This is a genomic window from Enterobacter sp. WCHEn090032 (genome assembly GCF_003986875.1).
GTDB lineage: Bacteria > Pseudomonadota > Gammaproteobacteria > Enterobacterales > Enterobacteriaceae > Enterobacter > Enterobacter sichuanensis.
The window spans coordinates 1-15,264 of record NZ_RXRN01000015.1 but is presented as its reverse complement, the minus strand read 5'-3'; the positions used below and the strand labels follow the sequence as shown (position 1 = coordinate 15,264).

The window sequence follows — 15,264 nt, the reverse complement described above, 5'->3', positions numbered from 1 at the left end:
GGCTTTACGCCCGGTTTTTTTATACCGGGTCTGAAGTCTGGAATGGCACCAACAAAGTAATATCCTCTTTCCCGCCTACAAACGTTTTATTTAAATTAAATTTATGCGAGATAAAGTTATTCTGCACGGCATGTTTTATAAATAGTGTAGAGTTTTCAAAATAGTTAATGATTAATCATTTGATCTGGATTAGGGAAAACAAATATTCTTTAATGTCATGTTTTAACGCTAAAATTTTCTTGTTTTATGCCGATAACCGAAGATGGCATAAAAAATGACGTAAGAGCAGTTAAGAAGGCGAATGATGACCCTACCTCTGAACACTCCTGGCTTTACGGATACCGAACATTCTAAAAGGCTGATAAATAAAACCTTTACCTATGTCTTCACGTTATTGATAAGTATTTTCATTGCGGCAATCGTTTCCTTGCTAATAATAAAAAACAATGTTAACCAAATCAGCGACCAACACGATGAGTTTTTATTAAAAAAAGCGTTAGAGACTCGCCAGGAAAGCATGCGAAGTCATCTTAAAGACAATGCCGAGTGGGGCGATGTTTATAAACATCTTCATCAGAAAATTGACCTTCACTGGGCATGGGATAAGCAGAATCTGGGTAAGTCCCTGTACGACAATTTTGGTTATGAAGGGGTGTTTGTTATCTCAGCGGAAGGGACCACGTGTTACAGCGTGCTTGACGGGAAACTGAAACGTGAAGAACTGGAAAGTTGGTTAGATAAACCCACGAAAGCGCGTTTACTCCATGAGCTTGGCCTGAAAAATGGATTGCCGATCTCCATGCTCACGCTTATCCATTCCGTCCCCGCCATTGTTTCAGCCGAATGGATAACAACGGGCGATGATCCGAGTGTACAACCCTCACCGGGTAAGCCGTCAGTCATGGTCTTTATTGATAAATTAACGGCTAAAAAACTGCTGACGATTGGGCAGGATGCCGGAATAAATAATGTACGCGCTTCCATTAATAAAGAGAATGCTCAGGCAAATAACCAGACGGCATTTACTCTGCGCACCCAAAATGGTGATGTGGACATTATCTGGGACAGTGAAAACCCCGGTCAGGCGTTGATCATCTATTTTCTGCCGTTAATGATCCTGTCAGTACTTTTGACAATTTCGATGATGGTCATCCTCATGCGCCATATTATGCACAAGGCGAGAATGCATGACGAAAATACGTTTCTGCTTGAACAGGCAAGATTGAATCTTATCACGAGCGAAAAACGCTTCCGGGACGTCAGTGAAACCACCAGCGACTGGTTCTGGGAAACCGATTTATCGTTAAAAATAACATGGCTGTCCGGCCGTTTTTCCACCGTCACAGGATACGATCAGAGTCAATGGATCGGTCGCCGGTTGGATGAACTCTTTCCTTCGACCAGAGGCAGTTTTAATAAGCCTGTAACGGGCCCTGCGTTAACAGGGCGCTTCGAATTTAAGAACTGCCCTTATACGAACTATCAACATGCCACCGCGTATTGCACGCTGCTGGCTAAATTTTCGACTCAGCCGGATGGCACTGTTGTATTGCGCGGCGCGGCAACCGACGTTTCTCTGGAAGTGGAGGCCACAAAACGCGTGGAGTTCCTGTCACGGCATGACGAATTAACAGGCCTCCCGAACCGGTACCATATTAAGGAGTTTCTGGCGGGCCAGTTAGCGAAAGAAGGCGTTAATAATTACCCCTTCGCCATGATTTGCCTGGATTTAGACAAGTTTAAACCCGTCAATGATATTTTTGGCCATTCCACGGGGGATGCACTGCTTGGCGAGGTCGCCTCGCGTCTTAAACATTGTGTTCGTGGCGGGGATTTTGTCGCCCGACAGGGGGGCGATGAATTTATGCTGCTCCTCGGCAACATCAGTCAAAAAGAGCAGATCGAAGAGGTGTGTCAACGTATCGTGGAAGAACTCAACCGTCCTTTCACCATTGATGGCAACGATGTGGCAATAGGCGTCAGCATGGGGATTGCAATGGCGCCACTGGACAGCAGCAGCGCAAACGATCTTTTACGCTTTGCGGATATTGCCCTTTATCAGGCGAAACAATCGGGTAGAAACCGATGGGTTTATTATCGCCCGGATATGTCGGAAAAGCTGACTGAACGCAGAAAACTGGAATTAGAGCTCAGAACTGCGATTCGCGAGGACCAGCTCTCTCTGGTATATCAGCCGCGTTATAACCTCCGATATTCTAAAATCGAGGCCGTGGAAGCCCTGGTTCGTTGGCAGCACCCGGAACGCGGAAACATGATGCCCGATCAGTTTATCCCGCAGGCTGAAGAAACCGGGCTTATTATTAGTCTCAGCAACTGGGTTATTCGCAAAGCGTGTCTGGATGCGCAAGCGTTCTTGCCAGGATTATCGGTATCGGTCAATATTTCTGCGATTGAATTCCAGGCAAGCGATCTCGCCGAAAGGATTAAAGATATTCTTCATGACACCGGGCTCGAAGCCCAGCGGCTGGAAATTGAAGTGACGGAGAATGTCACGCTTTCCGATCCAGAAAAAACTCTGCAGACCATGAAGGCCCTCAAAAAAATGGGCGTTCGCATTCTGATTGATGATTTCGGTACTGGCTACGCCTCGCTGAGCTATCTGCGGAAGTTTCAGTTTGATGGGCTCAAGCTCGACAAAAGCTTTATTTTTACGTTAGGCGATTCACCGCAGAACCAGGCTGTCGTTGAGAAAATTATCGATCTGGGCAAGGCCTATTCGATGGACATCACCGCAGAAGGGGTGGAAACCCTCGAACAGCTCACTTTCCTCATGAAAAATAAGTGCGATGAAGTGCAGGGGTACTTACTCGGGAAACCGTCTGCCATTGCGGACTTAAATTTAAACGCAGCGGTATTAAGTGCATATAGCCTGGGCCATACAATGAATTGATAGTATTGAACAACCCGCGTGACGCTGATTGTCAAAAATACCCGCTATACTACATTTTCATTTTTTCAGGCGATAACAGACAAAGGCAGGAAGTATGTCTCTTCGTTCGCTGCGGGCATTATGCCTGACCAGTTTTTTTATTGCGGATGTTCGCGATGGCCTCGGGCCATTTCTCGGTATTTTTCTGACCGAGCGTCACTGGTCCCCGGACAATATCGGCATACTGATGACGGCCGGTGGGCTGGCAGGATTACTGGCCACGCTACCGGCAGGATTTATTACTGACACTTCCAGGAACAAACGTGCCGTGCTGGCGCTGCTCTGCCTGTTGATCACCCTGAGCACGCTTCTGCTCTGGTTTAGCCAACAGAGCAGCGTGGTCGCCGTTTCGCAAATTATCACCGGTATTTGTGCGGCATTTGTCGGGCCGTTGATCACCGGCATTACGCTGGGGCTGACCGGCCAGAACGGCTTCAGCGCTCAGATGGGCAGAAATGAAGCGTTCAATCACGGCGGCAACTTTGTCACCGCACTGATGGCAGGCGGCATTGCCTGGTACTGGGGCGTCGGCGGGATTTTCCTGCTGATGACCTGTACAACGCTGCTTACGCTCTGTGCGCTGCTGGCCATTCGCAACGGCGATATCGACAACAATGCCGCGCGGGGGCTGGCATCTTCAGCGAGCGTGCCGGTTCCCGGCTTTGCGGTGCTGATGAAAAACCGGGCGCTGTTTGTGACCGGACTGACGCTTCTGCTGTTCCACCTGGCGAATGCCGCGCTGCTGCCGATGCTGAGCATGCGGGTTGCAGCGGCACCCGCCTCGATCAACCCCGGTTTGTATGCGGCGGGTACCGTCATCATCTCACAGGCCGTGATGATCCCCGTCGCCATCTGGGTCGCACGCCGGATAGAACACTACGGCTACTGGCGGTTAATTATGCTGGCGCTGTTGGTGATGCCGGTACGCGCGGCGCTGGCGGCAAGTACGGACGCACCGTTCATGATGATCCCGGTACAAATTCTCGACGGTCTGGCCGCCGGCATTTTGGGGGTCGTGGTACCGTCGTTTATCGTGGTGCTGCTGCGCGGAAGCGGGCACGTCAATGCCGGGCAGAGTGTCGTGATGTTGATGCAGGGTGTGGGGGCATCCATGAGTCCGGCGCTAACCGGTACGATCGCCGGGCATTACTCGTTTGCGACGGCATTCAGTGTATTAAGCGCGATTGCGCTGGTGGGCGTACTGCTGTGGTGGCGTTTTGCCCACCGAAGCTGGGAAACGAACGTGCCGGGTGAAGTGTAGACGCCACCCGGCGTGGGATTTAAGCCAGTTCGTTAGGGCAGGTTTCACCTTTTTCCAGCTGCTGCAAATTCCCGAGCGTCGTTTCCGAGATGCTGATCAGCGCTTCGGCGGTCAGAAACGCCTGGTGTCCGGTAAACAGCACGTTATGGCAGGCGGAGAGGCGACGGAAGACGTCGTCCTGGATCACGTCATTCGACTTGTCTTCAAAGAACAGATCGCGTTCGTTCTCATAAACGTCCATCCCCAGTGCGCCAATTTTCTGGGTTTTCAGCGCTTCGATAGCGGCCTGAGAGTCAATCAGCCCGCCGCGGCTGGTGTTGATGATCATTACGCCGTCTTTCATCTGGTCGAATGCCGCCTGGTTAAGCAGGTGGTAGTTTTCCGGCGTCAGCGGGCAGTGCAGGGAGATGACGTCAGACTGCGAGAACAGGGTTGGCAGGTCAACGTACTCCACGCCCAGATCCAGCGCAGCCGCGCTTGGGTACGGATCAAACGCCAGCAGACGCATGCCAAAGCCTTTCAGAATGCGCAGGGCGGCGACGCCAATTTTACCGGTCCCGATCACGCCAGCGGTTTTGCCGTACATAGTAAAGCCGGTCAGGCCTTCCAGCGAGAAGTTGGCGTCACGGGTACGCTGATAAGCGCGGTGAATACGACGGTTGAGGGACATCATCATGCCAATCGCATGTTCCGCCACCGCTTCCGGGGAGTACGCCGGCACGCGAACCACCTTCAGACCCAGCTCTTTGGCGGCATCGAGATCCACATTATTAAAGCCCGCACAGCGCAGGGCGATGTATTTCACCCCCTGTTTTTTCAACTCCTCCAGCACCGGACGACTGCCGTCATCGTTGACAAAAATGCAGACACCTTCACACCCGTGCGCCGTTTTGGCGGTTTTTTCGGACAGCAGAAAGTCGAAAAATTCAAGCTCAAACCCGTAAGCCTCGTTAACATGTTGCAGATACTTTTTGTCGTACTGCTTTGTGCTATATACCGCGAGTTTCATAAGACTTTCTCCAGTGATTTTGCATTCACGTTAGCATGATTAAAATTATCTTACAATTTATAAAATATTATTGAATTCAATAAGTTCTGTTAATTATTCTAGAGCATCTATCCTTAAAAATGGCATTTCCTTCAACTGACTGGCCAAACATGCGACAATGATCGGCACTGCCGGCTTAATTTTTTCGCTAAATCAGGATATTAACTGCCCATGAAGGGTAAATACAAAGCCGCACTTGCGCTTTTACTGCTGTTCATATTGTTGCCGCTGACGCTGCTGATGACGCTCGCCCAGTGGGTACCGACGCTCGCCGGGATCTGGCTACCCGTCGGGACGCGCATCGCGTTCGAAGAGAGCCCGAAGCTCACTCGTCACGCGTTGGTGATCCCCGACCTCCGCTATCTGGTGGAAGATTGCGAGATAGCCCGCATCGATAACGTGACGCTGTCACATCCCAGCCGCTGGAAGCTGGATATCGGCACGCTCGATCTCAACGCCGTCTGTCTGAGCAAGATTCCCCAGTCCGCACCGTCAACGGTTGCCCCGAAAACGCTGGCCCAGTGGCAGGCGGTATTACCGAATACCTGGCTTACCGTTCACCGTCTGACGCTTTCACCCTGGCAGCAGTGGCAGGGGGAACTTAACGCATCGCTGACCCCGGCAAGGCAGGAGATCGCCTATAAAGGCGAGCAGGTCAGCATTAAGGGGACACTTCGCGGGCAGACGCTCTCTGTTACCCAGTTCGATGTGCAGCTTCCTGACCAGCCGCAGCCCGTTAAGCTGGTGGGCGAGTTCACGCTGCCGCTGGTGCCGGATGGCGTGCCGGTGAAGGGCCACGCGGTGGCGACCTTTAACGTTCCACAGCTAACGTCCCTGGTCGATGCCGATCTGGACTGGAAAGACAATCAGGGGCAACTGGTGGTGATGGCGCGGGATAACCCCGAACCGCTCCTTGACCTGCCGTGGCAGATCACCGCGGAGCAGCTGAACATCAGCGACGGACGCTGGAACTGGGCGCTCTCCGGCATGCCGCTGAGCGGACGCGTTTCGCTTCGTGCCGACAACTGGCAGCAGGGGCTGGAGAAGGCCACCCTGACCGGTCGACTGAATGTGCTGACCCACGGCGACGCCGGGAAAGGCAACGCGGTACTGAATATTGGGCCCGGCAGGCTCAGCATGGAAAACAGCGACATGCCGCTGCACCTGAGCGGTGAGGCGAAACAGAACGATCTTATTCTTTACGCCCGGCTGCCGGCAAAACTGACCGGCAGCCTGTATGAACCGCAGCTCGCCTTTGAGCCTGGCGCGCTGCTCCGCTCGCGCGGGCGCATCATTGACTCGCTCGATATCGATGAAATCCGCTGGCCGCTGGCGGGCGTGAAGCTCACGCAAAAGGGCGTGGACGGCCGTTTACAGGCTATTCTGCGCGCCCATGAAAACGAAATGGGGGATTTTGAGCTCCACCTCGACGGTCAGGCAAACGACTTTTTACCTGACAATGGCCTGTGGCAGTGGCGCTACTGGGGGAAAGGCGGCTTTACGCCGATGCATGCCCGCTGGGATGTCGCCGGGAAAGGCGAGTGGCGCGACAACCTTATCGAACTGACGGCGCTCTCCACCGGTTTTGACAAGCTTCAGTACGGCACGATGGAGGTCAGCAAGCCACGCATGGTGCTGGACCAACCGGTGCGCTGGTTCCGTGACCCCGAAAAACCGACCTTCAGCGGCGCGCTGTCGCTCAATGCCGGGCAGACCCGTTTCTCCGGCGGCAGCGTGTTGCCGCCGTCGGTTCTGACCTTCAGCGTCGACGGTACCGATCCGACGATTTTCCAGTTCAAAGGCGATCTTCGTGCGGACAACATCGGTCCGGTACAGGTCAACGGCCGCTGGGACGGGGAGCGTCTTCGCGGGCAGGCCTGGTGGCCAAAACAGTCGCTCACCGTTTTCCAGCCGCTGATCCCGCCAGACTGGAAAATGACCCTGCGCGACGGGGAGCTCTATGCCCAGGTTGCCTTCTCGGCGGCGGCCGATCAGGGTTTTGAGGCCGGCGGGCACGGCGTGCTGAAGTCCGGCAGCGCCTGGATGCCGGATAACCAGATTAACGGCGTCGATTTTGTGCTGCCGTTCCGCTTCAGCGAAGGGACCTGGTCGTTGGGAACCCGCGGACCGGTGACGTTGCGCATTGCCGAAGTGGAAAACCTGGTAACCGCGCGCAACATTACCGCGGATTTGCAGGGGGACTATCCCTGGACCGAGGACAATCCGCTGCTGCTCACCAACGTAAAGGTGGAAACCCTCGGTGGGAAGATCACCATGCAGCAGTTGCGGATGCCGCAGCACGATCCGGCCCTGCTGCGTGTGGACAATATCTCCTCCAGCGAGCTGATTAGTGCCGTCAATCCGAAACAGTTTGCCATGTCTGGCCCGGTCAGCGGAGCGCTGCCGTTCTGGCTGGACAATGAAAAGTGGATCATTAAAGATGGCTGGCTGACCAACCCTGGCCCCATGACGCTGCGCATCGACAAAGATACGGCAGACGCCATCGTTAAAGATAATATGGTGGCGGGTGCTGCGATTAACTGGCTCCGCTATATGGAAATTTCACGTTCGTGGACGAGAATCAATTTAGATAACCTGGGTGAATTAACCATGCAGGCGACCATCAAGGGGACCAGCCGCGTGGAGGGCAAAAGCAGCTCCGTCAATCTGAACTATACCCATGACGAGAATGTCTTTACCCTCTGGCGCAGCCTGCGTTTTGGCGACAACCTGCAAACCTGGTTTGAGCAACATACGGCGATACCTGCGCCCCGCAGTTCGACTGGCAAGGAAAGTGAGGAACAACAATGAAAACAAGGGCTGGTGTGCTCACCGTTGCCGCTGCCGCACTACTGACTGGCTGTACGCCGCGTATTGAAGTCGCCGCGCCAAAAGAGCCGATTACCATCAATATGAACGTCAAAATCGAACATGAGATCCATATAAAAGTCGATAAAGACGTTGAAAATCTGCTGAAATCGCGCAGCGATCTGTTCTGAGGATGCTATGAAACGATTAGCTCTGATTTTACTGGCATTAGGGATGAACGTGCAGGCGGCTGCGCTGACCTTAAACGACGCCCGGGCGCAGGGCCGGGTGGGGGAAACCCTCAGCGGCTATCTGGCCCCGATTCAACAGGACGCGGAAACTTTGGCACTGGTCAGCCGCATCAACGCGGCCCGCACGGAAAACTACCAGAAACTGGCGGACAGCAACAATCTGCCGGTGGATGAAGTGGCGAAAATGGCAGGTCAAAAGCTGGTTGCCCGCGCGCAGCCGGGCGAGTACGTGAAGGGCATTAACGGAAAGTGGCTCAGAAAGTAACTAACGGTAGCGCCTGCGGTATTCACCCGGTGAGACGCCAAAACGCTGCTTAAAGGCCGTTGAAAAATGGCTATGGTCGGTGAACCCCCAGCTGTAGCCAATTCCCGCCAGCTTTTCATCATCTCCGGCGGAGCGTAGCACCTGCGCGCAGAGATCCAGACGACGGTTTTTAATGTACTGCGCCACCACCAGCCCTTTCTCGGCAAACATGCGGTAGAGGCTGCGCACGGACATTCCGCTTTCGGCGGCAATCCATTCCGGACGCAGAGAGTCAGACTGAATGTTGTCGTCGATCAGCGCCACCACCTGCCGGAACTGACGTTCCTTACGCGGCTGAATCAACTCGCGCTGCTGGAATGCGGGGCGCAGCAGGCAGACCATCGCTTCAAGCGCCGCTTCACTTTCCCGGTCGCTCAGGTCGGCATTACACATACTCTCCATCAACAGACGATGGCTTAACTGTACCGTCGGCAACGAACGGGAGAGCGTCAGCGCGCAGCTGATCTCCTGAAACCGGCACTGCTGCTCAATGATCTGACGGGGCACCAGCAGCGAAATCTGGCGGGATTTTTCCTGCCAGTGAATTGAGCACGGGCGCGATGCGTCAATCAGCGTAATATCCCCGGTTCTCAGCACAGAGCGGCGATCGTCCTGCTCGATTTGCGCGCTGCCTTCAAGCTGAAACACGGTATAGAACCAGGCATCGTTACTGTCTTTAATCTCCTGGCGGGAGCGGAACAGGGTAACGCCGCCAGCGGTCACGGTACTGAGCTTCAGGCTGCGCGCATAGCTGGTCTCCAGTTCACCGAAGAATTTTCCCTCCAGAGGACGCGCGTTGAAACGCCCGCAAACCTGGTTAATTTGCGCCAGCCACTGCTGATACTGTTCCTGCTCGCTTGCACACGCCATCGTTTTTCTCACTGCACTGTCAACGTTTACGCATTGTTGCATTTGTGTTGCATTTTGTCAGAGCTCTGAGGCTGACTATAGGAAAGAACACTCACCGGGGACAGCGCTATAAGACGGAATTATCACGATTTGCGGAGCCTGTCACAGGTGGCAAAGCGAATGTCACAGAGACAAAAGCGGGAATGCGAAACCCCTCTTAGACTGGATAAACACCCTGCGAATAATAACGAAGGAGTATCCTATGTCTGAATCACAGGTGGCTATTCAGCCTGCCGTGCAGCAATTTTTAGACCGACATCATGGCCTGTGGATTGAAGGGCGTCAGGCCGCGTCGGACAGTGAAAAACGGCTCAATGTCTATAACCCGGCCACGGGCGAGGTGATAGCCTCGACTGCCGATGCCAGCGTCGATGACGTTGACCGCGCCGTGATGTCCGGCTGGCGCGCTTTTGTCGCCCGCAGCTGGGCCGGAAAATTACCGGCGGAGCGCGAGCGGATCCTGCTCCATTTCGCCGATCTGGTGGAACAGCACAGCGAGGAGCTGGCCCAGCTTGAAACGCTGGAGCAGGGCAAGTCCATCAACATTTCCCGCGCCTTTGAAGTCGGCTGTACCCTCAACTGGATGCGCTATACCGCCGGGCTGACCACTAAAATTGCGGGGAAAACCCTCGACCTCTCCATTCCGCTGCCGCAGGGCGCACGCTACCAGGCGTGGACGCGCAAAGAGCCGGTTGGCGTGGTAGCCGGGATTGTCCCGTGGAACTTCCCGCTGATGATCGGGATGTGGAAAGTGATGCCTGCCCTGGCGGCGGGGTGTTCTATCGTCATTAAACCGTCGGAAACCACGCCGCTGACCATGCTGCGCGTGGCGGAACTGGCCAGCGAAGCGGGGATCCCGGACGGGGTATTCAATGTGGTAACCGGCAGCGGCGCGGTGTGTGGCGCAGCGCTGACCGCGCATCCGCATATTGCCAAGGTCAGTTTCACTGGCTCAACGGCGACCGGCAAGCAGATTGCCCGCACGGCGGCGGACACGCTAACCGGGGTGACGCTGGAACTGGGGGGCAAAAACCCGGCCATTGTGCTGAAGGATGCCGACCCGGCCTGGGTGATCGAAGGCCTGATGACCGGCAGCTTCCTGAACCAGGGGCAGGTCTGCGCGGCAAGTTCCCGTATCTACATTGAGGCGCCGCTCTTCGACACGCTGGTCAGCGGTTTTGAGCAGGCGGTGAAATCCCTGAGCGTTGGGCCGGGCATGTCGCCGGAGGCGTTTATCAACCCGCTGGTGTCGCGCGCGCATTGCGACAAGGTGCAAACCTTCCTTGATGAAGCGAAAACTCGCCAGGCGGAGCTGATCGTCGGCAACCGAGGCCCGGAAGGCAAAGGCTATTACGTTTCGCCTACGCTGGTGGTAAACCCGGACGCCGGGCTGCGCTTGACCCGCGAAGAGGTGTTCGGCCCGGTGGTCAACCTGGTGCGCGTCTCCGACGGGGAAGAGGCGCTCCAGCTGGCAAACGACACCGAATATGGCCTGACGGCCAGCGTCTGGACGCAGAATATCAGCAAGGCGCTGGAGTATACCGACAGACTGCAGGCGGGCACTGTTTGGGTAAACAGCCACACGCTGATTGACGCCAACCTGCCGTTCGGCGGGATGAAGCAGTCCGGCACTGGACGCGACTTTGGCCCGGACTGGCTGGACGGTTGGTGCGAAACCAAATCGGTGTGCGTGCGCTACTAGTAAAAGCAAAAGGCAACCGGGAGGTTGCCTTTTTAGTGTTTGTTCCCTCTCCCGTGGGAGAGGGTCAGGGTGAGGGCATCAGGCCGCACCGGGCTTTATCACCGTGACCACCGATCCCGCCCGGCCTCTTTCGCCCGGTACAGCGCCGCGTCGGCGCGGGCGATGATTTCGGTGCCGGCTAGCCCCTCCGCCATACTCGTAATCCCCATGCTCACCGTGACATGGTCGCTGACCGCTGAGGCACCGTGCGGGATGGCCTCTGCGCGCAGGCCGTCCTGAATACGCAGGGCAACCTTTTCCGCGATGGCTTCAGGGCAATTAAACAGAATCACCAGAAACTCTTCGCCGCCGTAGCGAGAGACCACATCCTCAGGTGTGCGCACCGACTGCTTCAGCACCCGCGCTACGCGCGTCAGACATTCGTCACCCGCCTGGTGCCCGTAGGTATCGTTGTAGCGCTTGAAATAGTCGATATCCAGCATGATCACCGAGAAGGTTTTTTTCTGCTCAACGGCGTTTTCCAGCACCACTTCCATTTTCCGGCGGTTGGCGGTTTTGGTTAACGGATCCTGATGCGCCAGTGCGTCCAGCCGGGAAATCAGCAGCTGATTTTGCTGGTTGCGTCGCCAGGCTTCGTCAAACCAGCTCAACAGGATGAAACGCCCGCAGATCAGGATCAGCGTAAACACGCTCCAGATGATGACGAAGTGAAGGTTGAGACCGTCATTGAGCCTCCAGCTAGCAATCAGCAGGGTGATCCAGAGCGGAAGTTCAAAGGCGAGCAACCCCTCGGGGTAAAAGTAGAGCGCCGTCAAACCGGCGAGTAACAGAATGACGCACAGCGGCCAGACATGGGGCAGCAGCAGCTGGGTCACAAACCAGAAACAGGCGACTGACCAGATGGCGCTACAGAAAAACAGCACCACGCTGATACCGGCGATACGTCGCCATGCCATCAGGACCAGTGCCGCAGAGAGGATAATAATGCCGAGCATTGAGGCATCGACCATTTTTGTCAGATGCGGAGAGGTCGGATAAAGGGGATCGCCGGGCTTAAGCAGGACGTGTCGCAGCAGGATCATTACCGCGAAACTGACGTTGACGAAGGCCAGCCACGGCAGGTTTTTCGCCAGGCCATGCATGACCATGGCATGGCGTGTCGGCCAGGTCGCCCGTTCGAGGGGCGGTTTTTTTCTTTTTTCCATAAAATCCTTTCCCGTCCGGGGGATAAATCATGCGGCTGAGATATCAGTAACTATAAGCAAGCCTGGACGATCCTCAAATGTTGCGGCAAAAAAAAGCCGGGCAATTGCCCGGCGGGGGAGTTATTTATTGTCTTTTTTCTTGCCGAGCGTTGGCGTCTCGTCGAAGAAGTTCCACGGTTTAAGCAGGGTATGAACCCATTCCGTCGGCATGATCGGCCACTCCTCTGCGCGCGCCACGTGGGTGGTGCCGGTGGTCATCCAGACCACGTCATCCTGGTCGTTGAGCGACTCGTTATCTTTGCTGTACTGTCCCAGGCCCGTGTCGTGGATCGAGCGGTTAGGGAATTTTCCTTCCGGGTAGAGCTCATCCGGGTGGTAGCGGGTCACCCACAGCTGTTTATCCATAAAGCTCAGGCGATGGTAAATCCACTCGTCCGGGGCAAACTTCGCGCCGGTCGCCACCGGGTGCGTACCGCCCGCGTAAGGGATTACCTGATACGAGACCGGGTTGCCCATGCGGTTCTCTTTGCGGGTGTTGCTCAGCAGGCGAATAGTGCCTGGATCGAATTTCTGCGCCGCCTGCTGCTCGGTATCAATATCATACTGATTGATCTGCATGGTGCTGGTGCGCGGGCCGCCGGCGGTATTCGGTTTCACTTCCGGAACCATGGCCACCAGCTTGTTGTTGATGCCATCCACATCCATATCCAGGCGGAAGTTATAGATGTGCTGGTGCGTGGTGCCCACGATGTTGTGATCGATCAGCGTGCCGTAACGGGTGTCGTCTTTGGCGGTGGCATCGTGCATGGTTTTCGCCTGCACGCCTTTCACTGCTTCGATTCCTGTCGCGCCAGCGTCAATGCCGATGGTGCCATTTTCATGGAACACCCAGTCGAAAATGTAATCGTAGTTGCCAACGGTGCTCACCCAGCGCACCACCAGCTCGCGGCGCTCGGTGCTGACGTTAGGCTGGCCCATCTCCTGATGCTTGTATTCCGGCCCGGCGTAGCGTTCGAAAATGGCGATCGCGCGTGGGATCTCCATCGGCGCGCCGGTGTAATCCGGGATGGTTTCATTGAGCATCACAGCGTTGGATGGGACGTCTTTCCCGCGCACCAGCGGGGAGGTCAGGGTGCCCATACCGTAGTCGCCGGAGTCGAGATAGGCTTTAAAGTACCAGCCCACGTCCGGGTCGCCATACGGGACGATCATCCCGCCTAAGGAGCCCTGATACATAATCTGGCGTTTTTTGCCGTTGTCGTTATAGGTCACGGTCGAAATCATCGGGCCGACGCGGGAGTCGAGGCTCAGGTGGAAATCCCAGTTCTGCCAGTGAACCCTGTCGCCGGTAATGGTGTAGTTTTTGCCTTCCGGTTCAGTAATGTTGAGCGGCTTTTTCGGCGTCTCTACCCGGTCGCGGCCATCATAGGGGCGCGGGGTCATGGGCACCGGGATCACGGCGCCTTCTTCAATTTTCTGGATTTTTTTCTGCTCAAGATCCACCACGGCCACCAGGTTCTCAATCGGGTGCGCCCAGTAGTTGCCGTCGCCGACATCGAGATAGCTCACCACTTTCAGCAGGCGATCTTCCTGCTTCAGGCCATCTTTACCGTCGAAATAGCCCACGGTAAGCGGCGTGGTGATCACTTTTTTGGTGTCGGTAATGCCGTGTTTTTTCAGCACCTCAGCAAACTCGGTGCTCTCGTTGATGATCTGCTGCACCGCGGTGAAATCATCCAGCAGCACCATACCGTGCGCGTCTTTCACCGGTTCCCAGCGCAGGATTTTTTTATCCTTCAGATCCACCACGCTTTCGATAACGTGCTTTCCATCCAGCATCACGATCTTCGCCTGGCGGGGGGCATCCACTGGCGTGCCGTTAAGCACAAAGTCCCACACTTTGGCTTTCTCTGGCTCAGCGAGGGCAATCTGGGTAAAGCGGGTATTGGGTTTAAAATCCGCTGAGGTTTTCACAATCTCGACGGCCTGCTTAATTTCGTCCGCCGTTAGCGCGTTTAGCGGGTGAGGGCTTTTTTCAACCTGGAAGGTCTGGTCAAGACCGGACTGGAAAACATCGTTGATGAAGCTGTCTGAAATAAAGGCTTTCTTGCCTTTCATCACCACCGGCACCTCAAGCTTGAGGGTTTTGCCGTTGACGATGGCGGTTTTGGCACCCGGTTTGACCTTCACAAAGGCACCGTCTTTCGCAATGGTAAACATCTGTGCGTAATCATCCCACTGAACGTCCGCGCCGAAGTCCTGTAGCGTTTTGTCCATCGGGACCATATGCGCCTCACTGCCGTGGGCGAAAACAGGGGATTGCCAGGCGCAACACAGCGCAACGGCCATGGCCAGTGCCGTTCTACGGGCAGAAAAAGAAGAATTGCTTCCCATCGTAGACCTCATCTTGTTGTGTTTTTAGGGTTTATTGTGTTGTGACAGCCTTATCCTGACAGGCCCATGAGAAAAGCGTTTGCCTGCATCTGCCAGATTATTTGTCAGCTTTGCCAGGTTAAAAAAAGAGCGGGGATACATCACATGCCGGACCATTTCCTCTCCCCACAAATGATGTCAGCACAGGCAACCCCCTCTCCCTTGAGGGAGAGGGCTGGGGTGAGGGGGAACATACGGCTGTAGTGGTCATTCCGTTCACTTTATATTTCTTGCTACTCTGTAACTGCATGACCTGTGAACGTGCCAGGGTGGCTCAATCGCCACCACCCTGGCGACCCGGGCTCCCGGCGGTAAATCGCCGCTTCGCGGTGCCCTCAGCTTATTCCTTCAGGCTATCGGGTCGGGCATGAGCCTGCATCCCTGCAGGCCACG

10 protein-coding genes are annotated in these 15,264 nt (G+C 55.3%); 6 read left to right on the top strand and 4 right to left on the bottom strand.

All coding sequences use genetic code 11. The annotated features are described in order from the left end of the window. The first annotated feature begins 304 nt into the window (after positions 1-304). Positions 305-2,911, top strand: a complete 2,607-nt coding sequence (locus tag EKN83_RS14160; protein ID WP_126801207.1) for an EAL domain-containing protein — start codon at positions 305-307, stop codon at positions 2,909-2,911. Between the two features lie 94 nt (positions 2,912-3,005). Further along, complete coding sequence (locus tag EKN83_RS14155) at positions 3,006-4,211, top strand: MFS transporter (RefSeq protein ID WP_045286520.1); 1,206 nt, start codon at positions 3,006-3,008, stop codon at positions 4,209-4,211. 19 nt (positions 4,212-4,230) lie between these two features. Here EKN83_RS14155 and EKN83_RS14150 read toward each other — a convergent pair whose 3' ends face one another. Continuing rightward, positions 4,231-5,220 carry a 2-hydroxyacid dehydrogenase gene (locus EKN83_RS14150; protein ID WP_126801162.1) on the bottom strand — a complete coding sequence of 330 codons (990 nt, stop codon included), beginning with the start codon at positions 5,218-5,220 and terminating at the stop codon, positions 4,231-4,233. Positions 5,221-5,430: 210 nt separating this feature from the next. Here EKN83_RS14150 and EKN83_RS14145 point away from each other — a divergent pair, with 210 nt between their 5' ends. Genes EKN83_RS14145 through EKN83_RS14135 form a run of 3 tightly spaced genes read left to right on the top strand, consistent with a single transcriptional unit; the run spans position 5,431 to position 8,583 of the window. Continuing rightward, on the top strand, positions 5,431-8,070 hold the full coding sequence (locus EKN83_RS14145; RefSeq protein ID WP_126801161.1) for a YdbH family protein: 2,640 nt from the start codon (positions 5,431-5,433) through the stop codon (positions 8,068-8,070). After that, positions 8,067-8,258 (top strand): YnbE family lipoprotein, encoded by a 192-nt coding sequence (locus EKN83_RS14140; protein ID WP_025757982.1) that lies wholly within the window; start codon positions 8,067-8,069, stop codon positions 8,256-8,258. Before EKN83_RS14145 ends, EKN83_RS14140 begins: the two co-directional genes overlap by 4 nt. 7 nt (positions 8,259-8,265) lie before the next feature. Then, on the top strand, positions 8,266-8,583 hold the full coding sequence (locus EKN83_RS14135) for a YdbL family protein (RefSeq protein WP_059385317.1): 318 nt from the start codon (positions 8,266-8,268) through the stop codon (positions 8,581-8,583). On the opposite strand, the gene feaR is transcribed toward EKN83_RS14135, so the two are convergent. Further along, positions 8,584-9,492 carry a transcriptional regulator FeaR gene (feaR, locus tag EKN83_RS14130; RefSeq protein WP_045286523.1) on the bottom strand — a complete coding sequence of 303 codons (909 nt, stop codon included), beginning with the start codon at positions 9,490-9,492 and terminating at the stop codon, positions 8,584-8,586. It abuts the gene before it with no gap. A 241-nt stretch (positions 9,493-9,733) separates the two neighbouring features. Between feaR and EKN83_RS14125 the strand changes: the two genes are divergently transcribed. After that, positions 9,734-11,233, top strand: coding sequence for an aldehyde dehydrogenase family protein (locus EKN83_RS14125; protein WP_059385319.1), 1,500 nt, complete (start codon positions 9,734-9,736; stop codon positions 11,231-11,233). 98 nt (positions 11,234-11,331) lie between these two features. Here the strand turns inward: EKN83_RS14125 and EKN83_RS14120 are convergent, their stop codons facing one another. Continuing rightward, positions 11,332-12,438 carry a GGDEF domain-containing protein gene (locus tag EKN83_RS14120; RefSeq protein WP_126801160.1) on the bottom strand — a complete coding sequence of 369 codons (1,107 nt, stop codon included), beginning with the start codon at positions 12,436-12,438 and terminating at the stop codon, positions 11,332-11,334. A 120-nt stretch (positions 12,439-12,558) separates the two neighbouring features. Further along, entirely contained in the window at positions 12,559-14,832 is a 2,274-nt protein-coding gene (gene tynA, locus EKN83_RS14115) for a primary-amine oxidase (RefSeq protein ID WP_126801159.1), read from the bottom strand. Positions 14,833-15,264: the final 432 nt, after the last annotated feature.

Coding starts and splice junctions, on each gene's coding strand:
- feaR (WP_045286523.1), bottom strand. CDS start 9,492: ATGGCGTGTGCAAGCGAGCAGGAACAGTATCAGCAGTGGCTGGCGCAA.
- EKN83_RS14150 (WP_126801162.1), bottom strand. CDS start 5,220: ATGAAACTCGCGGTATATAGCACAAAGCAGTACGACAAAAAGTATCTG.
- EKN83_RS14140 (WP_025757982.1), top strand. CDS start 8,067: ATGAAAACAAGGGCTGGTGTGCTCACCGTTGCCGCTGCCGCACTACTG.
- EKN83_RS14155 (WP_045286520.1), top strand. CDS start 3,006: ATGTCTCTTCGTTCGCTGCGGGCATTATGCCTGACCAGTTTTTTTATT.
- EKN83_RS14125 (WP_059385319.1), top strand. CDS start 9,734: ATGTCTGAATCACAGGTGGCTATTCAGCCTGCCGTGCAGCAATTTTTA.
- tynA (WP_126801159.1), bottom strand. CDS start 14,832: ATGGGAAGCAATTCTTCTTTTTCTGCCCGTAGAACGGCACTGGCCATG.
- EKN83_RS14160 (WP_126801207.1), top strand. CDS start 305: ATGACCCTACCTCTGAACACTCCTGGCTTTACGGATACCGAACATTCT.
- EKN83_RS14145 (WP_126801161.1), top strand. CDS start 5,431: ATGAAGGGTAAATACAAAGCCGCACTTGCGCTTTTACTGCTGTTCATA.
- EKN83_RS14120 (WP_126801160.1), bottom strand. CDS start 12,438: ATGGAAAAAAGAAAAAAACCGCCCCTCGAACGGGCGACCTGGCCGACA.
- EKN83_RS14135 (WP_059385317.1), top strand. CDS start 8,266: ATGAAACGATTAGCTCTGATTTTACTGGCATTAGGGATGAACGTGCAG.